Origin of the sequence: Bacillus sp. EE-W1 (assembly GCF_009760835.1) — a bacterium.
Classification (GTDB): Bacteria; Bacillota; Bacilli; order Bacillales; family Bacillaceae_G; genus Bacillus_A; species Bacillus_A wiedmannii.
In genome coordinates this window covers 19,300-39,716 of record NZ_WIPE01000051.1, presented here as the reverse complement: position 1 = coordinate 39,716, position 20,417 = coordinate 19,300, and the positions used below count along the sequence as shown (strand labels likewise).

The window sequence follows — 20,417 nt, the reverse complement described above, 5'->3', positions numbered from 1 at the left end:
TGCTCATATAAGCAGCTTTTTCTATGTAATATTTCTTACTCCACTTTAGACAATATCTTTTGTTGAAAAGCTCTTTCTTCCTCATCTTTATATCCACTTGATATAACTTCTTGAATATCGTCATGGTTAAATAAATAAGTAAAATCAGGACTAATATAGCCCTCTGGGTAAAAACATCCCATATAGTCAAATTTTTTCACTTTATCTGTTTCTACTTGTTGTTTACGCCCATAAATCATGAGTTTCTTGGTTCCTTCTTTTAAGATTACGATAGAGCCTATAGGTAGAAGATGTGAATTCATTTCCTTCTCCTTTCCTTTCTTGTAAGATTAGATTTTTGTTGAACCTGTTTCATTTTTGAATGCCCTGTAATAAGATGTTTTTTAAAATCAAAATAAAAATACACATGGACACTCGCAAACAAGAAAATAACCGAGAAAAATGACAGTAAGATAATTAGCAAAATCGCTAGAGAATCTTGACTTAAAATTCCTATACTAATTTGACCAACAATGTAGCCTACACCTGAAAAAACACCGACTTTTGAAAATTTCACCTTCTGATCATTTATACCCATTAAACGAGCTGTAAAATATTTAATCCACAATTGTCCGGATTTATAAACAACCAAACAGTATACTATAAATGATAGAATAAAAAATAAAGGTGATGCCAATCCTATTAACTCGTAAGCTATTTTTTGAACACCTATAAAACTACAAAATGAAATGCTAGTTCCAACAAATCCAGAATATAGTAAATGTTGTAATTGAGGCTGCTTAGGTTTGTTAATAAAAATCCAAATTCCCCACAAGTTACATACTATAAAAAATGGAAGCGCCAAGTAAAAATACACATTATATATTGGTGGAAATACAAAAATTATAATCAATAACAAAAAATTCATAATAAACCATACAAAGGATCCGACAATATTTCTTATATCAAATGGTAGTAATATTCGTATGCCATCATCTATATTTTTAAAGTTATATTTATCCATTATGCACCTCATAGAAAATTAAAAGATTTCATCTAAAGCAGAGCCTATTCCAGATTTAATTCGGTCTTTTATAGAGTCTTTTTCACCATCATTATTCCAGTCCCCTTTATCGAACTTAATTCCATCCGTTATTATGCTAGATACTACAGAAGCGGTAAAACCTACACCAGCCCCAATCACAGTTCCAATGGGTCCTCCAATTGCTGTACCGACTGCAGCACCCGCCCAAGTACTAGCAGCAGTAGAACCTACTCCAACCGCTACATCACCAACAATGTCTCCTACAATTTTACTACTGCTTGCATTACTTTCCAAATTTTCTTTCGTATCTTTAAAGACATCTAAACCGGTACTTATATATCCTAATGCGTTATTTTTTAACGATAATGATTCTTTTAATAATGCACCTGGTTTTAACACATAACGTTTTACTTCATCAATTGTTTTAGCTTCCTCTAATGGTAGCTTTGTTCTTCTAATAACGTTATTACCATCTTTTCCTTTAATAAGTGTACGATTTTCAAATCGCACCATAGGTTTTCCTTGATTATTTGTATATGGTGTCGCGCGAAAACCTTGGTTATGCCTTTGAGCAATTTGGTATGCCTCTTGACCATCTTTAAAGGTTCCAAATGCGGTTAATCCGGCTCCCATAGGGTTTTCTTTCCATTCATCAATGCCTCCCCCAAAAGGACTTAATAAGTCAACACTATCTATTTTCCAATCTCCTAATGAAACTTCTTGTTGATCAGTTTTCTCAAAACGATCAGCAATACTTCTTAATGATTTGCTATGAGTTTTTAAATCATTCGTTACGCCCTCTAACATTGAACCTGCATATAAAGCCTGATTCAATACAGCATCCCTTCCAGATACTTGAAAGGGTAAATCCATTAATTGCTGACTCAAACGTTTATGTGTTTCAAATACTTCATGAGCTGCACGCTCTATATTAGAAGCTAACCCCCTTAAAAGAGCAGGAGTAACTTTAATTTCTTTACTCATTTTGATTCACCACCTATTGATTTAAGGTACAGAACCATTTTTTTGATTTCTTTGATAATTGCAAAAATATCTAGACAAATAACATTCGTTTGCTTCTCTCCCCTGTCTAGTATTTTTTGGATAAGCCAATATTGGTTTTGACTATACATATACTGAATACTATCGGTATACCATGCATCCTTTATATAATAATGAGTTTTAATTGTATTTAACTCTTCACGGTCACATATAATATTCACTAATTCTTTAACATCATCATCCGAATAATATCCGAATAATTCCGATAAATCCTTTTCTGATTGATTTAAAAAATCTTTTTCATATACGGCGCAAGGAAGTTTAAATGTATAATTCGAATGTGGAAAAGTATTTTTAGACTGCAACGCTTGATATATAAATTGCCATGCTACCTCAGGTATTCCACACTCTCTAAATATACACTGTTTTTCACCGTTAACATCTGTTATTCTGTTATGTATAACTTTTTTATCAGTAAAATAAAAGACGTTTTTTTCTTTAATGTCGTTTTTGTTTATCTGTACTTCAATAACAAAACCTGTAGTTAGACAAATACTAAAATATTCTACAAGTTGTTGTTCACAAAATACTTCGTCTTCTTTTATTATGAGTAATTCTTTTTCCCTCCAGTGGTCATACATTATATCTAATTCTTTATCTATCTCTTCTTCTAACCAATTTTCAAATGGATTCTCAATTCCAATCATTGTTTCATGATCAAATATACCCGTTAATACATATACTTCTTTGCTCGATAACGTAAGAGGCTCAATATTCAAACATCCCCACTCCCTAGCTTAATATACGGTCCCTAAAAATTATAATACAATAAAAAAATAATTGTATCTAGTAATCATTAATTCATAAAAAGTATCTTACTCGCTAATTACAAATTACGATTTTATTGAAATTCATTCCAAAGTAAGTCTACCTTATAGTAAAAAGGTTAACCAACAAATAGTAGAAACGTTCAAAGAAGTACAGATTAAACATGAAAATTTTAGAAGTTATCATTACCAATTATATAACGATATAAAATTTTTTTATCCTTGGTCACGATACCAGCTAAACATTCTCATTAGCAATAGATTGAAAAAATATAAAGTAAAAAAGACAAACATAATTGTTTGCCTTTTTCTATACTTCTATCTATTATATCAACCTTTTGAAAAATTCGTTTGCACCTCTTGAATTGGCCAATATCGTAAATCAACTTTACCGACAACTGTATCAGCTTTTACAAATCCAAAGTGTCTACTATCCCAGCTCCCGAGGCGGTTATCACCCACTACAAAAATATAGCCAGGTGGCACCGACTTTTCTTTCGTTAACTCTTCTAGTTTAAAATCACCTGTTAGTTGTCGTCCATTTATCTCTTTCTTATACGTTTCTAAATAAGGTTCATCCACGAATTGTCCGTTTATATACAGTTTATCATGCTTATATTCAATTTGATCTCCAGGTAAACCGATAATTCGTTTTACGTAGTCCTCTTTTTTATTCGCATGAAACACAACAACATCAAACCTGTTCAAGTCCCCCACTTGATAACTCACCTTATTTACAACGAGCATATTACCATCTTGCAATGTCGGCATCATTGACTTCCCCTCTACAACGTACGTCGAAAAGAAAAACGTTCGAAAAAATACAGCTAATAATACACCAATTAAAATTGTTCGTATCCACTCTATGCCTTCTTTTTTCAAAGTTTTCTTCATCCGCTTCTCCCCTTATCCTTTAATAATGAAGCTTTCCTTTACAAAGAAGACTATTCTTAATGTAGTTCTAACTTTACTTCGATTTTCTTACCGACATACCATAAAATAAAAATACCAATTGCTACAATGACTGATTTCACCGGATTATGAATAAATGACATTAAATCATGACCGATATACGTTAAAATAAAAATCATCACAAGCTTTCCGAACGCAAGCGCAAGCCCGAACTGTTTTACACTAATGCGAGATAAACCAGCGACAACGTTTATAAGCGCAGACGGTGTAAACGGAAAACAAAATATGACGAAAATCGGCGCAAATCCTTTCCTTTCAATCCATCCCATTGCCTTCCTTACTTTCTCATGTTTATTTACAAAAGAAAAGAAACGACTTCGTCCAAAATGGCGGATAATGAAAAAGACAAGTAAGGCACCCATTACTGATCCAAGCCAAGAATAAAGAAAACCGAGCCAAAATCCAAATGCAACAGCATTTGCCAGTACAAATACGATGAGTGGCAATGCCGGTATTAACGCTTCTATCATCGGTAAACCAATACCGAGAAGTGGTCCGAACGCTTTATAACTTTCAACAATATGATCCATATTTTCTGGTGAAAAATACTCTTTGATTGTCTGAAAATCCATTCTACACTTTACCCCTTTACTCTAAGTACTACCTCTACTGTATCATTGCTTATATGAAAGAGGAAATGGTAGATACGACATATGGAGATGTAATTATTAAGTTTCCATATCTTCCATGAGAATTCCTTCATTATTATGCTATGATAATCTATCAATATTCGACAAGACGTTTTGCGATTTTGGAAATGATCCTTTTGTTTTAGTGGCAAATTCCTCAGTAACTGAAATTATATCGACGATTTTCTGAATATATCGATTGTAACTCGCATTTTATCAGCGATTTTTCAAATATATCAACCACAACTCGATTTTTATCAGTGATTTTTCGAATATATCGACTTACCGATAAAAACTGACAAATAAAAAAGATGGGGATTTTTCCCCATCCTCTTAAACTTCCTCTTCTTTCACAAAATATACTTTCTCGTATGCTGGTTTTAATCGAGATTCTTGAGTTTTATCAATCTCTTTAAAACAAGGATTCCCTTGTTTTTTTCTACGATCTTCATATTCAGTACGCAATTTCGCTGTACGATTTAGTTGATTTTCAAAACTGCTTTTTGATATTTCTAATTTCACAGCAAATCCATTTATAAATCTAACAATAACATTTCCATCTTTTGACTCTTTATTACTTTCAATATAAAAATGAGACAACCAAGCACACTCTTTTCTAGAGTATGAATAAGTGGGAAAAAAATAAAGTTGATCTGTCGGACTAATCGCAATCGGTGCTTTATGTGTAATATGAGTTAACTCTTTCGTTCCTTCTTTTCTGCCTAAGAAACTAGAGCCATGCTTGCGGCAACTTCTTTCTATAATATCTAGGGGCTTTTGAAATACGAAAAAAGAATCTTCCATCTCAACAACTCGTGTAACGATTTTCTTTTCACTTAGAATAACAGGAAGTAAGGCCATTGTATTTTTATTTACCACATAGTTTTCGACATAGCGTTCTACTTTACTTTCCATATTCTACTGTCTCCTTTTTTCTATTTATATTAGCAGCTGCATATATAATTCTAGCACCTATGAAAAGGAAATGGCTTACAGATTCCGCTTTTTTACAATACTTTATCATTTATCAAACATCTTTTAAATTATAAAATAACAATATAGTGTTTTTGTAATAAAAACCTATATAAAATGTATTTATACTACCAATAAATATTTACAACTGCTTCCTCATTTCGCATCATTACGACAATTAACTTTGCTATAATTAAAAGTAAAATCCAATAAATGGAGGTCCACTATGGAAGAAAAAGAAATGCAACCAACGATTCAAATGAAAAATAGCAGCATTGTAATCGTGAAAAACTCATCCAGCATTATATTCGGCTTATTTTTCATTCTACTATTCTTTGCAAAGCCTTTTCGTAAATCGAAATGCTCTGAATGTAAGAAACGCGAAAAGAAAAAGATTGGAAAAGAAGAGTAAAAGACCTTCCATTTTGGAAAGCCTTTTACTCTTCTTCGTCCTCAAAAAAACGACTATTTTTTCTTATTCATCTAAAGCGAGCGAATGAGATTTCTTCAATCGTATTGTGTAGATCTTCTTTATTCCCGCTACGAACATCGAGTATGACTTCATTTGTATACTTTTCCCCCAAATATAATCATTATGCTCGTATATTACAACAAAAAAAGGATGGCAGCAGCCATCCTTTTCCATAATGAACTATAAAATTATAGTTTGATTACGTTTTTAGCTTGAGGTCCACGGTTACCATCTTCGATTTCGAAGCTAACTTTTTGACCTTCTTCTAGAGATTTGAAACCTTCAGTTTCGATTGCAGAGAAATGTACGAATACATCGTTTTCGCCTGGAACTTCGATGAAACCGAATCCTTTTTCGTTGTTAAACCATTTTACTTGTCCTGTTACTGCCATAATTATTTCCTCCTAAAGAAAACACAATTTATTTTAGTCTTCCTGTATAAAAAAAGAATCCACACATTATCAAACACGAAACATAAACTAGTTCTCACATACTTTTTCTCGTTCGTTTTTCGGCACTTGATAATATATGGATTGCTTAATTTAACTATTCAACTGACTTCATCATAGCATACTTAAAATGAAATGTACAATCTTTTTTGAAAATAACTGACAAATTAAATTGATTGTACATTCGTAAATAATTGATTTTAGTATGTGCGGATTTCACTATAAAGTGAACACATACATCATTTGAATACGATTACATCCCTTGTTCTGAAGTGTTACAATATAATCGTACAGTCGTTATATTGGAGGGGATTATATGTCAAACTACACCAACGAAGAAAAGCTTACAGGGGGAAATGTATCAAATGTGTATCGTTCTGAAAATACTGTTCGGCGAGAATTAAAGCCAGGCAGTGCAAAAATTCATACATTATTACAGCACTTAGAAAACAAAGGGTTTCATCATGCTCCAAAGTTTTTAGGTGTAGATGAAAAAGATAGAGAGATTTTATCCTTTATTGAAGGAGACGCTGGGAATTATCCTTTAAAAGAATATATGCGATCTAATGATGTTTTAAAGGAAATAGCAAAGATGCTCCGCCTTTATCATGATGCGGTAAGTGACTTTCCCTTATCAGATGAATGGCAACCGATGGATCTTACTCCAAATGACATTGAGGTTATTTGCCATAACGATTTTGCTATATATAACATTATTTTTCATGACGAGAAACCAGTAGGTATTATTGATTTCGATGTTGCTGCTCCTGGTCCGAGAATTTGGGATATCGCTTATACGCTTTATACTTGTGTACCTTTAAGTAGAGTGTATTATACAGAATCGGGTGAGGCAGTTCATTATGAATCGGCACAACATGCTAGCCGTATGAAAGAAAGAGTGAAATTGTTTGTCCAGTCCTACGGTAAACATATGGACGAAGATTACTTAGGAATAGTGTTACTACGATTAGAAGCATTATGTACATATGTGAAAAGAAAAGCACAAGAAGGCGACTTGAATTTCCAAAAAATGATTGATGAAGGACATTTAGAGCATTATGAGAAAGATATGAAGTTTATTCGCGATCATAGAGCTGAGTGGATTTGATAATATCGTCTTTTTTGTTAGTAAATCGATATATGTGAAAAATCGTTCCGAAAATAACAAGGAGCACCCTTCAAAAAGGTGCCCCTTCCTTTTATTTCGTAAACTGTGCTTCTTCTGTAGATCCTTTTAGCGCTGTCGTTGATGAAGTACCGCCTGTAATAACTTGAGCTACTTCATCAAAGTAACCTGTTCCTACTTCGCGTTGGTGACGAGTTGCAGAGTAGCCGTGTTTTTCTGCTGCGAATTCTGCTTGTTGTAGTTCAGAGTATGCTGCCATGCCGCGCTCTTTATAGCCACGTGCCAATTCAAACATGCCATAGTTTAATGAGTGGAATCCCGCTAGTGTTACGAACTGGAACTTATAACCGTAAGATGCGATTTCTTTTTGGAAGCTTGCAATTGTTTTTTCATCTAATTTTTGTTTCCAATTAAATGAAGGTGAACAGTTATATGCAAGCAATTTCCCTGGATGCTCTTTATGAATTGCATCCGCAAATCGTTTTGCATCTTCTAAATTCGGTTCAGATGTTTCGCACCAAACGAGATCTGCATAAGGAGCGTATGCTAAACCACGTGCAATTGCTTGATCAAGACCTGCTTTCGTACGGTAAAATCCTTCTGGAGTTCTTTCACCTGTAATAAATGTTTTATCAACCGGATCGATATCGCTCGTAATTAAATCTGCTGCATCCGCATCTGTTCTTGCAACAATAATTGTCGGCACTCCCATTACGTCTGCTGCAAGGCGTGCCGAGATTAAATTACGCACCGCTGTTTGCGTTGGTAGTAATACTTTTCCGCCTAAATGTCCACATTTTTTCTCTGAAGATAATTGATCTTCAAAGTGCACACCTGATGCCCCTGCTTCAATCATACCTTTCATCAGTTCAAATACGTTTAATTGTCCGCCAAATCCAGCTTCTGCATCTGCTACAATCGGTACGAAATAATCTGTATCACCGCTTCCTTCCATATGCTGAATTTGATCCGCACGTTGAAGTGTTTGATTAATTCGTTTTACTACAGCAGGTACGCTGTTCGCTGGATATAAACTTTGGTCTGGATACATATGTCCAGAAAGGTTCGCATCCGCAGCAACTTGCCATCCACTTAAATAAATTGCTTTTAGCCCAGCTTTCACTTGTTGCATTGCTTGGTTTCCTGTTAATGCGCCAAGTGCGTTAATATAATCTTCCGTATGAAGCGATGACCAAAGCTTTTCAGCACCGCGGCGCGCTAATGTATGTTCAATATCAATTGACCCGCGCAAGCGAATTACATCTTCTGCCGAATATGGACGTGTAATCCCTTTCCAGCGCTTATCTAGTTCCCAGCTCTCTTGTAATTTCTCAATTCTTTCGTTTTTCATTTGTTCCATCCCCTTTTCACTTTATAAAATTTCATAACCCGGTAATGTTAAAAATGGTACGAATTCATCATTCCGAACGAGAGTTGTAAACAACGTTGTCGCCTCTTGGAATCTCCCTTTTTTAAAGGCTTCTTTACCAATCTCTCTTTCTATTTTTGCTAGTTCTTCTTCTTTTAGCTCTTCCATCAATTCAAGCGTAATATTACGACCGTCATTTAGCTTTCCACCTTCATGGCGAATCCATTGCCATACTTGTGCCCTAGAAATTTCCGCTGTTGCCGCATCTTCCATTAAGTTATAAATGGGTGCTGCTCCCCGTCCGCTTAACCAAGATGCAATATATTGAATACCTACGCTAATATTTAGGCGAAGCCCATTTTCTGTAATCGTTCCCACTGGTACTTCTAATAAATCCTTTTCTGTAACATGTATTTCTTCACGTTTTCTAAAAATTTGATTCGGTGTTTTCATAATGTGATTAAATACTTCCATCGCGACTGGTACAAGTCCCGGGTGGGCAACCCAAGTCCCATCATGACCGTCTAAAGCTTCGCGCTCCTTATCTGCACGCACTTTTTCAAAAGCTGCTTCATTCGCTTCTGGATTGTTTTTAATCGGAATTTGTGCCGCCATTCCTCCAATAGCTGGTGCATTACGACGGTGACACGTTTGAATGACTTTCAAAGAATACGCGCGCATAAATGGCGCCGTCATCGTGACTTGCGCTCTATCTGGAAGTAAAAATTTATTATGTTTACGAAAGCTCTTTAGAAAGCTGAAAATATAATCCCATCTTCCGCAATTTAACCCAGCAGAATGATCTTTAAGCTCATACAAAATTTCATCCATTTCAAACGAAGCGTGAATCGTTTCCAGTAACACCGTCGCTTTGATCGTTCCGTTTGGAATACCAATATATTTTTGAGCAAATACGAAAACATCATTCCATAACCTTGCTTCTAAATGGCTTTCCATTTTCGGTAAGTAAAAGTATGGACCGCTTCCTTTTGCTAAAAGAGCCTTTGCATTATGGAAAAAATAAAGTCCGAAATCTACTAAGCTACCAGACATATTCTTCCCATCAACTTGCATATGTTTTTCTTCTAAATGCCATCCTCTTGGACGCACAATTAATACTGCTGTTTTACTATTTAAACGATATTCTTTTCCGTTTTCATTTTTATGTGAAATCGTTCCCTGCACTGCATCTCGTAAATTTATTTGACCTTCAATTGCATTTTCCCAAGTTGGTGAATTCGAATCTTCGAAATCTGCCATAAAAAGATGCGCTCCTGAATTTAAAGCGTTAATAACCATCTTTCTATCCACTGGTCCAGTAATCTCTACGCGGCGATCCTCTAAATCTTTTGGCAATTGAGCAATTGTCCAATCCGCTTCACGTATGCGCTTTGTTTCTTCTAAAAACTTCGGAAACTCTCCTGCATCAATTCTCTTTTGTTTCTCCGCACGCTTTTGTAAAAGTTCTATGCGGCGCTTATTAAAATTTTCATGTAGTTCCTTTAAAAAACTAAGCGCCTCAGGTGTCAATATTTCGTTGTACGCTGGTAACATTTCTCCGGGCAATGTAACCCGTGAAGTTTGCGTCGACATATTAGCATCCCCTTCTTAAACTGTTTTATAACAGATTTGATTTTATGTTTTATATTATATAACAAATCTTCAGAAAAGGAAGTTTTTTTTGAAAATTTAATTGCTTTTTTTACAAAACTATATTCTTCCACCGGCATTACATATAAAAAAGAAGCCAGTGTTATACAACACCGGCTCCTTCTTTATTATTTATTTAAACATTGAATTAAATAAGAACTGAGCATATTGTTCACGTGTTACTTTCATGTTCGGAGCGAAGTTACCCTTTCCATCTCCTACTGAAATACCATTTGAACCTACTGCATTAATCGCATTTTCTGCCCAATGTCCCTTTGGTACATCTTTAAATTTTGCTGTTCCTTGTACTTGTAATCCAAATGCCCTTGTAAGAACTTGCGCCATTTCTGCACGTGTTAACGTAGCTTTTGGTCTGAAGTTCCCATTCTCGTCACCTGTAAAGATACCTAATTCTGTTACTGCTAAAACTTCAAAAGGAAACATCGTTGAGTTATCATCAACAATATCATTATATGGGCTTTCTAATACCTCATCTTCACCAAATTCTTCATCAAGATCTAGTGCGCGATAAATTAAAGCGGCTACTTGTTCACGATTTACGTTATGTCCAAAACCGAACACACCATTTCCGTAACCAAGCATAATTTCATGTTCTGCTAAAGTTTGAATTGCTTTATAAGACCAATGTCCTGCTGGTACATCTGTAAAGATTGCCTGACTTGCTTGTTGTGGCTTTGCAGCTAATTCAGCTTTTGCTGTAGTCCCCTCAGCACTAAATGCTACTCCACCCATAATTGTTAAAGCTGTTGCTACTTTTAAAATTTTTTTCTTCAAAGTATTCTCTCCCTAAAAACATATTTTTTTCTAATATAAAGAATTAACGAAAGCGTAACAATACAATTCCCATGTGATTTTTGTCTAATTTATGAACTATATTTCATATACTTTTATTTACACTCTATTAATAATAAAGTTACTAAATCTCATATTTAAACAAGAAAAAGTTACTTTATTCAATCTCTTCTTATCCACTAAATTCCAACAACTAAATTATGAATAGAAAATTTATATACTTATTAATAATATAAAACAATAAAAAAGCGTGGAATTCCCACGCTTTTTTATTACTTTATATTATATCGATATAATTTAAATGTCCTTATATTTTAACTTTCATTCATAATCCTCATCTTTTACAGGAAAATAAAAAACAGCTTTATTTAAAAACGTTGCATATTGCTCACGTGTTACAACTTTATTCGGTTCAAATTCCCCATTTCCTGTTCCTACTATGACATGATTAGACTGCAGTGCACTGATCGCATTTTTTGCCCAGTGATTATTTGGTACATCTTTAAATGTATGGTTCTTCTTCACCTCAAATGTAAATGCCTTCGTAAGAATTTGCGCCATTTCTGCACGTGTTACAGGTGCGGCTGGTCTAAAGTTTCCTTTTTCATCACCTTCAAAAATACCATGCTTTGTTAATACTAAAATTTCATCTAAAAACATTGTTGCCCTCTCAGAAATATCTTTGTATGGATTTTTTAAAGGTCCTTCTTTTTTCAAATTCAATGTACGATAAAGTACTGCTGCTACTTGTTCTCGTGTTACATTATCTCCTACACCAAACTTACCATTTCCATAGCCTAACATTACTTTATTGTATACTACGTCCATTATATCGTCATATGCCCAGTGGTTTACTGGAACATCATCAAAAACAATCATTTCTGGATATTCTTCTGCTTTTACGTTTGTAACATTTGTACTTACAAACAAGCCGCCCATAATAGTTACCGTTGCCATTATACGTAACATGTTCTTCTTCATTGCCCTCTCCCCTTTATCTCCATTTAAAAAACGGAAAATAATAGACTGAAATCCTTTCCAATATTACATATGTTGCCTTCGCACCCGTTATGCAATATATTACATTTAAAAAATCTATTATTGTGAGAATCACTACTAAAGGAGAGCCAATTCGCTCTCGATTTCAACTTTTATACCCAATTGTACGCAAATCAATTTTCTTCCCTGTATTCATGTAAAGGTGTTTCTATAATATAAATATTCTACTTTTTTTAAAAGAAATCCTTCACATTTTAAGAGTTCATTTTCTAGACAAAAAATGCAATTATATCGACTTAACTACAACATACGACAATATTAACCTATCTATTAATAAAAGCTCATAATGAGCGGAAGATACCGCTTCCACAAATTATGAGCTTTCTCTTTATCTATTCCATTTTCCCTGGAGAATTATCAATTGCTCGTTGTAAAAACTTCGCAAATTGCCCACGTGTAACGAGCATTTCAGGCTCGAACTTGCCATCTCCCGTTCCTACCGCTACATTATTAGACTGTAATGCGCTAATTGCATCTCTTGCCCAATGGTTTTCTCGTATATCTGTAAATGTATGCGGACGCTTTGTTTTCAACTCATATGCTTTCGTTAAAATTTGTGCTAATTCTGCACGAGTCAGTGTATCTTTCGGACGGAAATTTCCATTTTCGTCTCCTTTAAAAATACCAATATTCGTTAAATGTAAAATTTCGTAAGGAAACATTGTTGATTTCCCACTAATATCTCCATATGGATTTTCATTAAACACACTTCTTTTTAAATGAAGTGCACGATGTAATACTGCCGCCGCCTGTTCACGTGTTATATTATCTTCTACACCAAACTTACCATTTCCATATCCATACATAATTCGATGATATACTAAATTCGTAATTTCATCATATGCCCAATGACCTGTTGTTACATCATCAAACTCTATCATAATATTAGGACCAGATTTTTGGGGAACATCAGTATTTGCAGACACACCATTTGCACTTACAAATATTCCTCCCATTAAAGTTAACGATGTCGCTATCTTTACTAGCTTTTTCATCTCTCTCATCTACCTTTTCCTTTATTTTCCTACCTTTTATATTGTACAAAAAATAAGGGAATTTTCAATAGAATACACCTAATTATTTACAATTAAGAATACAAACTTTCTTTTACCGCTATTTTTTCGTCCTTTGTTTTTCGAAAAGTAAATGCCATTCCTACAAATATAAGAACAATCCCTACTACTTGCATACTAGTTGGTCTAAATCCGGTAAAGACTGTATCTAATAGGATTGCAACAGCAGGATCTAAAAACACTAATACAGAAATTAATCTCGTCGATAAACCTCTTAAACTGTCAAAAAATAAGTAATATACAAATCCCGTATGTATAAGACCTGTCGCTGTGATCATCATCCAGTTCATCTCTGTTAACCCTTGAAACTTGCCAAAGTCTACGAATGGTAGCAATAAAAATATACCTAAAAATGTTTGTAAAAATGTCATCGCATATGCGCTCGTATGCTGAATTCCTTTTCCTAATAAAGTGGTAAAAGCATAAAATAATGCTGCAAGAAGTGCCCATACCATTCCAGATGACATCAGTTTTTCAAACGATAGACTTCCATCTACTCCAGCTACTAAAACTGTACCGATAAAACAAATGACAATGGACATAACCGCAAACACTGTAAGTCTCTCTTTAAATACAATACTACCAATCATTAATACGATAATGGGTGCAAGATGATAAACTGAAATCGCAATTGTAATCGACATAACTTCAAACGCTTTAAATAAAAATACCCAGTTAAAAACGAGAAATACACCGCATGCTAATATTTGCATTACTTCTTTTTTATTCCATTTCTCACTTTTATACTGTCCTGTTACGAGCCAACATAATGCTAAAAATATAGTCGCACAAATGCAACGAACGAATACTAATTCAAAAGACGGTAAACCTGTTTGAGTAGAAAAAAATCCAATTGATCCAAAAATAGACATCGAAAGGATCATTTTTATAGCCGGCATTGATTTTTTATTGAACACCCTTTCTCTCCTCCTATAAACTATCTTTTACAAATGAAAAATCTCCAAAACATTACGTATTATTATATATTACAATCGGAAAATTGTAAAAAATTAGAATATATTAAGTGATAACTGCACAAAATTCCCATAAAAAAATCATCCTTTGTTATATAGGATGATTTTTTTTATTTATTGAATGGAATTTTTCTATATTAAAACTTAAATATACTACTACTTTTGAAGAGTAAATTGGGCAACTATTTGTTTTAATCCTCCTGCTGCATTATGCATATGTTCAATTGAAACCGAGATCTCTTGAACAGATTTTTCTTGCTGTTGAATAGACTCTTTTACCCTATCAGTGCGGTCAGATGATCTTTGGGATATTTGAGCCATGTCTTCTGCAGAAGCCGAAATCTCTTCACTACTCGCTGCAATTTCATCTGTAGACATAGATACCGTTTGAATTTGCTCAGATACTTGCTGTACTTTTTCTGTAATTTTTCCAAATACTTTTTCTGTATGCATTACTACTTGTGTACCTGCCTGTACCTCATTATCTACTTTCCCCATCATATGTACCGTATGGTTCGTTGTTCCCATAACTTGAGTAATAAGCTTCTCAATTTGTTTTGCAGAATCACTAGATTGTTCTGCTAATTTTCTTACTTCATCTGCCACAATTGCAAATCCTCTACCACTTTCCCCAGCACGGGCAGCCTCAATTGCGGCGTTTAATGCTAATAAGTTAATTTGAGAGGTAATACCTTGCATAACATCAATGATTTTAACAATTTCTTCTGATTGTTCTTTCATAGTCTCTACTTGTTTCACACCGTTATGTACTGAATTTTGGATTGTATCCATCTGTTGAATCATTTGTTTCATTAATTTGTTACCACTCTCTGCATCTAATGCTGATTGAGCAGACAATTCATTTACAGAGGATGATGTATTCACTATACTCTGCATTCCTTGTGTCAACTCTTCCATCGCACCCGCAGTTTGCTCCATTGCCTGCATTTGGCCCTCTGCGCCATTTGCAACTTCTTCAATATCTATAGTGATTTTCTTCGCTGCACCACTAGATACTTCCGATGCAGATACTACTCCGTCTGCATGTTGGAATAAAAGCTGAATATTATTCTCTACTTCTTGCATATTTGTTCTTAGCCCTGCAATCATTTCGTTAAAATCACTTACTAATACACCTAATTCATCCTTAGCATTATACTCACCATGTACAGTTAAATCTCCTTCTTTTGCTCTTTCCATCATACGACTAACCGTTTGTAAAGGTGCAACTATAAGCTTGCTAATAATATAACTTACTATACATATAATGACTGTAGTAACTATTACAAGAATGATAAAAGTAATAACGGACCGATCTATCATTTTTTGAGAATCTTTAAATACTTGGTCAGCTAAATTTGAAACATACGCTTCTAGATCTACAGCATAACTAGCTAACTCTACTCCCTTCGGTTTTAATTCCTTATGAAATTCGTTTACTATTTGAGATTCATTTGTTACCTTCGCTTTATCAAACAACTTCTTATATGTCTCCATATAACTTGGCAAAGATTCCTTCATCTTCTGAAACAGCTCATCCTCTTGCTTACTTAAATTGAAGCCATCATCATATTCTTTTAATAAAGAATCATATTTTTCAAGATCCTTTTCAATATTACCAATAATCCCCTCTTTATTTGTCCCCTCATTTGGTGACGCTGTAATTAATTCTAGTAAGTTATACTCTAGTGAATTTTGTGTACGAAGCATTCCTTCTAATAAAACTACAGAATGTTGATAATCATCTACTACAACCTCTGTATCATGCTTAATCTTATTAATAGAATTAATTGCTACGCAGCTCATAATTACCATGCTCAATACTGCTAATGAAATAAGCGATAATAATTTATATTTCACTTTTAAATTTTTTAAAAAATACATTTTTTCACCTTTATTCCTTTATATATAGATTTTTAGAATTTTATAGCTTATTATTCACAAAATCGCAATAAAAAGCAATGATAAATATTCCCAATATAAAACTTATATCTCTAAAAAAGAAGTAGCATAATCGCTACTTCTTTTTGCTTTGTTTCTCATATTGTTCAAACGTATGAATTCTTTCGAAAATTGGTGGATGTGTGTATAAGAAAAACTTCACTAACGCAGGCGGATTCACTTGGCTTAAACTCGTCTTTGATAAATATTGAAACGTTTTTACACCAGATTTCCCGTCTTTCGTCATATCTAAAGCGTATTGATCTGCTGCTCGTTCTTCTATACGAGAAACATAGTTTGTTGCTGGCTGTGATGCAAAAGAGAGTACAGAAGAAATTAAGAAAAATAAAGGTAAAATTGAAAAACATGCTACTTTTGAAATTTGCAGCGTATCTCCCCATTTTCGAATACACATATTTATAATACGACTAATGAGATACATCCCTATAAACGATAGCAACACATAACTCGCAACGCCCCAATATATATGTTTCATAACATAATGCCCTATTTCATGGGCCATTATAAATAAAATCTCTTTATCTTTTAATTGCTTAAGTGTTGTATCCCACATTACAATACGAGCGTTAGGGCCAATTCCTGTTACATATGCATTTAATGCATTCGTTTTTTCCGACATATTTACTTCATATACATGTTTAGCTGGAATATCAGCTTTTTCTGCTATCGCTAAAATTTTCGTTTCTAATTCTTTATTTTTCAGCGTCGAGAAGTCATTATAAAGCGGATCAATAACGACCGGCTGTATAAATGTTAAAAAGATTGTAAATGGAACAGAGAGTGCCCATCCCGCTAGCCACCATCTCTTCGGGAATTTACGGATAAGCCATAACAGAACAGTAACTACGATTAACATAGTCGCATAACTTTCCCAAAAACCGATAACATGATCTTTTATCCAGCTTTGTGTACTTTGCGTTGAAATGCCGTAATCAACGGATACTTTTCGGCTAATCCATTGCATCGGCAGGGCTAGAACTGTTGTGAGTAGTGATAAATAAAAGAAATAAATCGCAACTTGCAGGACACTTATTTTCGTCGTTTCCTTCGACCATTTCTCAAACTTTCTTGAAACACCGAGCACAAGTACAAATAATAAAATAATCCATTCCAGAGGCGTCGCTAAAAAATACAGTAAATTTTTCACGCGCGAATAATCTTGGCTTAGCGTAAGCTCTCTCGCATTCATAAACGTTTCTGGATCTGCACTCGTTCCTTTATACATGTCCGGAATCAGTTCATGATTCCATCCAAATAAATACCAATATATAAGCAACGCAAACCCAACGTACAAAAAAAGCGACCACCCAATAACCTTCCTCACGCTATTCCCTCCTCTATGCTGCCTGTCTATTATTATTGTAAGTTCGTACATGCTAAATTAGAACAAGCTTATTATGCGAATTGCTCGCGAGCCTTTTATTCACATAAAAAAACTCTTCTACAAATAGAAGAGTTTTACCTACCTTTAGACACTTTCTTCGGTTCATACTCTGGGATAAGAAATATACTTACAACCCAACATATGAAACCAGCCCCTTTTATATAGCGTATATATTCATAGTCTTGAAAAAATAACGTCATTACAATAAGCGTAAAAAAACCTACTAAAATTAGTACGTATCCTATTTGCTTCTTACATAACATAACGCGCCCCCTTAAGGAAGTATATCCATTAATAAACTAAAATCTTGTAAAGAAAAAGAACTATATTTCATAATACCTTGCACAGCTAATAGTAAAATGAGACCGGTCACACACATATAATTAATGCTTTCTTCACTCTTTTTTTCAGCAACTATTCCACCGCTTATACATAATATTCCTAGCAAATGGAGTGCTAAATACATAAAGAAATAAGCTTCCTCCCAGCGAAGAATAACATTGACTGTCGTGATCAGCACTATACTAAGCAAAATCAAATAAAAAAACTTATTTGATGATATTGTTTCATTCATATAATTTTATACATCCCTTTCAAATTTAGAATTAATGATGTTTCAAAGCTATAAAGTAAATGATAGTTTTCATACTATAAAACAAAAGGAAAGCCCCCATTACTTTCTCGAATACTTTATAAACCCACATATACTTCTCTTCATTTTTTCTGAAGATACACTTCATCATCGCTTCTACAATAAGACCAAATAGTATTAAAACCCCTAACACAATAAGAAGAGAAATAATATTTTCTTTTAAAAGAGTACTAGAAAATAAGTAATACTCTAGAAACACGATCGTATCTACTACAGGTTGCACCTAATGACACACGCTTTTATCACAAATATCTGTAAGAAACGTAGATTCTATCATGTCTTTCAATATTTTTTCAACCGTTTTCTTCATCTTACTTATCCCCCACTACGTTTGAAAAACTCTTTTCCTGCTCTACATATATAGCTGGCATTTCTTTATTCCAATATTTGCGGTTAACAAATAAAAAGATGAGTACTAAGTTTAATCCCGTTATAAAAATAAGAAGCCCTGGAAAGAACGTCGTATAATTTGAGAAATCTGCAAAACTCATTATCTCTTCTTTATTTATTAGAAAAGAAGCACCGATTACAAATGCATTGTTTAACATGTGAATAGCAATTGGCATGAGTAAGCTATTTGTACGAATATATACGATTGATAGTACAACGCTAAATACTACTGCGCCTAGGAAATCAACATGTAACAACGCAAACAACATCGCTACTACAATGATTGCTATACTCGTTCCCCATTTTGCTGCGAAACGTTGCAGTAAAAATCCGCGAAAAACAAATTCACCGATAATTGGTGCGATGAACACGACCATAATAATTTGATATACATATCCCCCTGTGCTATCAATAACCGGTTCACGTAATGCGTTCATAATAAATTCCGGTGTAATCCATGCAAAACTATACATGTACAAAATAAGATATCCATAACTAAACACGGCTAACATAAGTGCAATGTATAAAACTTGCACCAGGTTAAATGTTTCATTTTTATTAATAAATAATGAAAAGGAAACACGGTGTTTTCTATACTCAAAAAAAATCCATGTAATCGGAAAGATATAGAATATAAGAATATTTATAAAAGTAGAATTTTGCATATGAAATGTATTTTCTATCAATTCATTACTGACTCTTGCAACTAAAGTTAATAGTGCAAATACAATTAAAAAATACCTAACTCGCATCGTTTGAAACGGATTCACACTCATCTCCTCCCCTATGTTACTTTTATCATATCATTTGATTCTTAATTTTTTGAGAAAGAAAACCTTAAAATTTCCTTAAAAATTCCATAAGTTACCGAAAGATGATATGATATTCGAGGAAATTAGGAGGGATTTTTATGTATGAAGCAAATATTTTGCTCGTTGATGATGAAACAGCAATTTTACAATTACTAACTACCATTCTTGAAAAAGAAGGTTTTTCTCATATTACAACTGCAACATCGGCTGAAATAGCTTTATCTCTCACGCAGCAAAATGAATACGATTTAATTATTTTAGATGTCATGCTTCCTGGACAATCTGGTTTTGATATTTGTCCAATCATTCGCCAGAAAACAGATTGCCCGATCTTCTTCCTCACAGCTAAAACATCTGATTTAGATAAAATATCTGGATTTTCACACGGTGCAGATGATTATATTACGAAGCCATTTAATCCACTTGAAGTAGTAGCTCGTATGAAAGCACAACTCCGAAGACATATGAAACAAGCAGTACCACACGAACAAAAAGCACAATCCAGTTCCTTTGGTAGATTTGAAATTGATCGATATTCCGCAGAGCTTACAGTAAATGGACATGTTGTCGAATGTTCCGCCCAGCTATTTCAGCTATTACTCTTCTTTTGCGAGAATCCGAATTACGTATTTTCGAAAGAAGAAATATACGAGAAAGTTTGGGGAGCACCTGCCTATAATGGCGATGATAATACCGTTATGGTCCACATTCGAAAACTACGTGAAAAAATTGAACAAGACCCAAGTAAACCAGAATATATAAAAACCGTTCGCGGACTTGGCTATAAGTTCCTTACAAAGTAGGGT

22 protein-coding genes and 2 pseudogenes are annotated in these 20,417 nt (G+C 34.0%); 3 read left to right on the top strand and 21 right to left on the bottom strand.

Translation table 11 applies throughout. The annotated features are described in order from the left end of the window. Window positions 1-35: 35 nt before the first annotated feature. The 7 genes from GFJ36_RS05160 to GFJ36_RS05130 form a co-directional block, all read right to left on the bottom strand. Window positions 36-302, bottom strand: coding sequence for a DUF4176 domain-containing protein (locus GFJ36_RS05160; protein ID WP_097890481.1), 267 nt, complete (start codon window positions 300-302; stop codon window positions 36-38). Further along, the gene (locus tag GFJ36_RS05155; RefSeq protein WP_157349510.1) at window positions 299-1,003 is read right to left on the bottom strand and encodes a hypothetical protein; all 705 of its coding nucleotides are present in this window, start codon (window positions 1,001-1,003) and stop codon (window positions 299-301) included. Before GFJ36_RS05155 ends, GFJ36_RS05160 begins: the two co-directional genes overlap by 4 nt. Window positions 1,004-1,021: 18 nt before the next feature. Then, on the bottom strand, window positions 1,022-2,008 hold the full coding sequence (locus GFJ36_RS05150; RefSeq protein WP_097890483.1) for a WXG100 family type VII secretion target: 987 nt from the start codon (window positions 2,006-2,008) through the stop codon (window positions 1,022-1,024). After that, window positions 2,005-2,805: a hypothetical protein gene (locus GFJ36_RS05145; RefSeq protein WP_097890485.1), complete on the bottom strand. Its 801-nt coding sequence runs from the start codon at window positions 2,803-2,805 to the stop codon at window positions 2,005-2,007. Before GFJ36_RS05145 ends, GFJ36_RS05150 begins: the two co-directional genes overlap by 4 nt. Before the next feature lie 378 nt (window positions 2,806-3,183). After that, on the bottom strand, window positions 3,184-3,747 hold the full coding sequence (gene lepB / locus GFJ36_RS05140; RefSeq protein ID WP_048567025.1) for a signal peptidase I: 564 nt from the start codon (window positions 3,745-3,747) through the stop codon (window positions 3,184-3,186). Between the two features lie 56 nt (window positions 3,748-3,803). Next, the gene (locus tag GFJ36_RS05135) at window positions 3,804-4,397 is read right to left on the bottom strand and encodes a TVP38/TMEM64 family protein (protein ID WP_000347516.1); all 594 of its coding nucleotides are present in this window, start codon (window positions 4,395-4,397) and stop codon (window positions 3,804-3,806) included. A 390-nt stretch (window positions 4,398-4,787) separates the two neighbouring features. Further along, window positions 4,788-5,369, bottom strand: coding sequence for a competence protein ComK (locus GFJ36_RS05130; RefSeq protein WP_060489289.1), 582 nt, complete (start codon window positions 5,367-5,369; stop codon window positions 4,788-4,790). A 283-nt stretch (window positions 5,370-5,652) separates the two neighbouring features. Here GFJ36_RS05130 and GFJ36_RS05125 point away from each other — a divergent pair, with 283 nt between their 5' ends. After that, window positions 5,653-5,838, top strand: a complete 186-nt coding sequence (locus GFJ36_RS05125) for a hypothetical protein (RefSeq protein WP_000391440.1) — start codon at window positions 5,653-5,655, stop codon at window positions 5,836-5,838. A 248-nt stretch (window positions 5,839-6,086) separates the two neighbouring features. On the opposite strand, the gene cspA is transcribed toward GFJ36_RS05125, so the two are convergent. Then, window positions 6,087-6,290, bottom strand: coding sequence for an RNA chaperone/antiterminator CspA (cspA, locus tag GFJ36_RS05120; protein WP_000301521.1), 204 nt, complete (start codon window positions 6,288-6,290; stop codon window positions 6,087-6,089). A gap of 373 nt (window positions 6,291-6,663) precedes the next feature. Here cspA and GFJ36_RS05115 point away from each other — a divergent pair, with 373 nt between their 5' ends. Beyond that, window positions 6,664-7,455 carry a phosphotransferase gene (locus tag GFJ36_RS05115; protein ID WP_088608385.1) on the top strand — a complete coding sequence of 264 codons (792 nt, stop codon included), beginning with the start codon at window positions 6,664-6,666 and terminating at the stop codon, window positions 7,453-7,455. Between the two features lie 91 nt (window positions 7,456-7,546). Here GFJ36_RS05115 and aceA read toward each other — a convergent pair whose 3' ends face one another. From aceA to GFJ36_RS05055, 13 genes and pseudogenes are all read right to left on the bottom strand, one after another. After that, window positions 7,547-8,824, bottom strand: coding sequence for an isocitrate lyase (gene aceA, locus GFJ36_RS05110; protein WP_088608386.1), 1,278 nt, complete (start codon window positions 8,822-8,824; stop codon window positions 7,547-7,549). A gap of 21 nt (window positions 8,825-8,845) precedes the next feature. After that, window positions 8,846-10,435, bottom strand: coding sequence for a malate synthase A (gene aceB / locus GFJ36_RS05105; RefSeq protein ID WP_088608387.1), 1,590 nt, complete (start codon window positions 10,433-10,435; stop codon window positions 8,846-8,848). Window positions 10,436-10,624: 189 nt separating this feature from the next. After that, a complete protein-coding gene (locus GFJ36_RS05100) occupies window positions 10,625-11,287 on the bottom strand; it encodes an S-layer homology domain-containing protein (protein WP_088608388.1) in 663 nt (220 codons plus the stop codon). 339 nt (window positions 11,288-11,626) lie between these two features. Then, window positions 11,627-12,286 carry an S-layer homology domain-containing protein gene (locus tag GFJ36_RS05095; RefSeq protein ID WP_087984704.1) on the bottom strand — a complete coding sequence of 220 codons (660 nt, stop codon included), beginning with the start codon at window positions 12,284-12,286 and terminating at the stop codon, window positions 11,627-11,629. 410 nt (window positions 12,287-12,696) lie between these two features. Beyond that, entirely contained in the window at window positions 12,697-13,368 is a 672-nt protein-coding gene (locus GFJ36_RS05090; RefSeq protein ID WP_088608389.1) for an S-layer homology domain-containing protein, read from the bottom strand. Window positions 13,369-13,451: 83 nt separating this feature from the next. Beyond that, window positions 13,452-14,354: a DMT family transporter gene (locus tag GFJ36_RS05085; RefSeq protein WP_088062426.1), complete on the bottom strand. Its 903-nt coding sequence runs from the start codon at window positions 14,352-14,354 to the stop codon at window positions 13,452-13,454. A gap of 213 nt (window positions 14,355-14,567) precedes the next feature. Next, window positions 14,568-15,359, bottom strand: a complete 792-nt coding sequence (locus GFJ36_RS30205; protein ID WP_412677804.1) for a methyl-accepting chemotaxis protein — start codon at window positions 15,357-15,359, stop codon at window positions 14,568-14,570. Between the two features lie 156 nt (window positions 15,360-15,515). Further along, window positions 15,516-16,295: pseudogene (locus GFJ36_RS30200) on the bottom strand (MCP four helix bundle domain-containing protein); the annotation flags it as partial. A 133-nt stretch (window positions 16,296-16,428) separates the two neighbouring features. Then, on the bottom strand, window positions 16,429-17,697 hold the full coding sequence (locus GFJ36_RS05075) for a M48 family metallopeptidase (RefSeq protein ID WP_137011507.1): 1,269 nt from the start codon (window positions 17,695-17,697) through the stop codon (window positions 16,429-16,431). A 134-nt stretch (window positions 17,698-17,831) separates the two neighbouring features. After that, complete coding sequence (locus GFJ36_RS05070; protein ID WP_098230401.1) at window positions 17,832-18,020, bottom strand: hypothetical protein; 189 nt, start codon at window positions 18,018-18,020, stop codon at window positions 17,832-17,834. 11 nt (window positions 18,021-18,031) lie between these two features. Beyond that, a complete protein-coding gene (locus GFJ36_RS05065; RefSeq protein WP_088062420.1) occupies window positions 18,032-18,331 on the bottom strand; it encodes a hypothetical protein in 300 nt (99 codons plus the stop codon). Between the two features lie 31 nt (window positions 18,332-18,362). Then, window positions 18,363-18,719: pseudogene (locus tag GFJ36_RS05060) on the bottom strand (hypothetical protein). Between the two features lies 1 nt (window position 18,720). Continuing rightward, window positions 18,721-19,575 carry a CPBP family intramembrane glutamic endopeptidase gene (locus GFJ36_RS05055; protein ID WP_088062419.1) on the bottom strand — a complete coding sequence of 285 codons (855 nt, stop codon included), beginning with the start codon at window positions 19,573-19,575 and terminating at the stop codon, window positions 18,721-18,723. A 134-nt stretch (window positions 19,576-19,709) separates the two neighbouring features. Here GFJ36_RS05055 and GFJ36_RS05050 point away from each other — a divergent pair, with 134 nt between their 5' ends. Next, a complete protein-coding gene (locus GFJ36_RS05050; protein WP_088062417.1) occupies window positions 19,710-20,414 on the top strand; it encodes a response regulator transcription factor in 705 nt (234 codons plus the stop codon). Window positions 20,415-20,417: the final 3 nt, after the last annotated feature.

Coding starts and splice junctions, on each gene's coding strand:
- cspA (WP_000301521.1), bottom strand. CDS start 6,290: ATGGCAGTAACAGGACAAGTAAAATGGTTTAACAACGAAAAAGGATTC.
- aceA (WP_088608386.1), bottom strand. CDS start 8,824: ATGAAAAACGAAAGAATTGAGAAATTACAAGAGAGCTGGGAACTAGAT.
- GFJ36_RS30205 (WP_412677804.1), bottom strand. CDS start 15,359: ATGCAGGCAATGGAGCAAACTGCGGGTGCGATGGAAGAGTTGACACAA.
- GFJ36_RS05160 (WP_097890481.1), bottom strand. CDS start 302: ATGAATTCACATCTTCTACCTATAGGCTCTATCGTAATCTTAAAAGAA.
- GFJ36_RS05070 (WP_098230401.1), bottom strand. CDS start 18,020: ATGTTATGTAAGAAGCAAATAGGATACGTACTAATTTTAGTAGGTTTT.
- aceB (WP_088608387.1), bottom strand. CDS start 10,435: ATGTCGACGCAAACTTCACGGGTTACATTGCCCGGAGAAATGTTACCA.
- GFJ36_RS05055 (WP_088062419.1), bottom strand. CDS start 19,575: ATGAGTGTGAATCCGTTTCAAACGATGCGAGTTAGGTATTTTTTAATT.
- GFJ36_RS05150 (WP_097890483.1), bottom strand. CDS start 2,008: ATGAGTAAAGAAATTAAAGTTACTCCTGCTCTTTTAAGGGGGTTAGCT.
- GFJ36_RS05130 (WP_060489289.1), bottom strand. CDS start 5,369: ATGGAAAGTAAAGTAGAACGCTATGTCGAAAACTATGTGGTAAATAAA.
- lepB (WP_048567025.1), bottom strand. CDS start 3,747: ATGAAGAAAACTTTGAAAAAAGAAGGCATAGAGTGGATACGAACAATT.
- GFJ36_RS05065 (WP_088062420.1), bottom strand. CDS start 18,331: ATGAATGAAACAATATCATCAAATAAGTTTTTTTATTTGATTTTGCTT.
- GFJ36_RS05155 (WP_157349510.1), bottom strand. CDS start 1,003: ATGGATAAATATAACTTTAAAAATATAGATGATGGCATACGAATATTA.
- GFJ36_RS05090 (WP_088608389.1), bottom strand. CDS start 13,368: ATGAGAGAGATGAAAAAGCTAGTAAAGATAGCGACATCGTTAACTTTA.
- GFJ36_RS05135 (WP_000347516.1), bottom strand. CDS start 4,397: ATGGATTTTCAGACAATCAAAGAGTATTTTTCACCAGAAAATATGGAT.
- GFJ36_RS05095 (WP_087984704.1), bottom strand. CDS start 12,286: ATGAAGAAGAACATGTTACGTATAATGGCAACGGTAACTATTATGGGC.
- GFJ36_RS05050 (WP_088062417.1), top strand. CDS start 19,710: ATGTATGAAGCAAATATTTTGCTCGTTGATGATGAAACAGCAATTTTA.
- GFJ36_RS05115 (WP_088608385.1), top strand. CDS start 6,664: ATGTCAAACTACACCAACGAAGAAAAGCTTACAGGGGGAAATGTATCA.
- GFJ36_RS05125 (WP_000391440.1), top strand. CDS start 5,653: ATGGAAGAAAAAGAAATGCAACCAACGATTCAAATGAAAAATAGCAGC.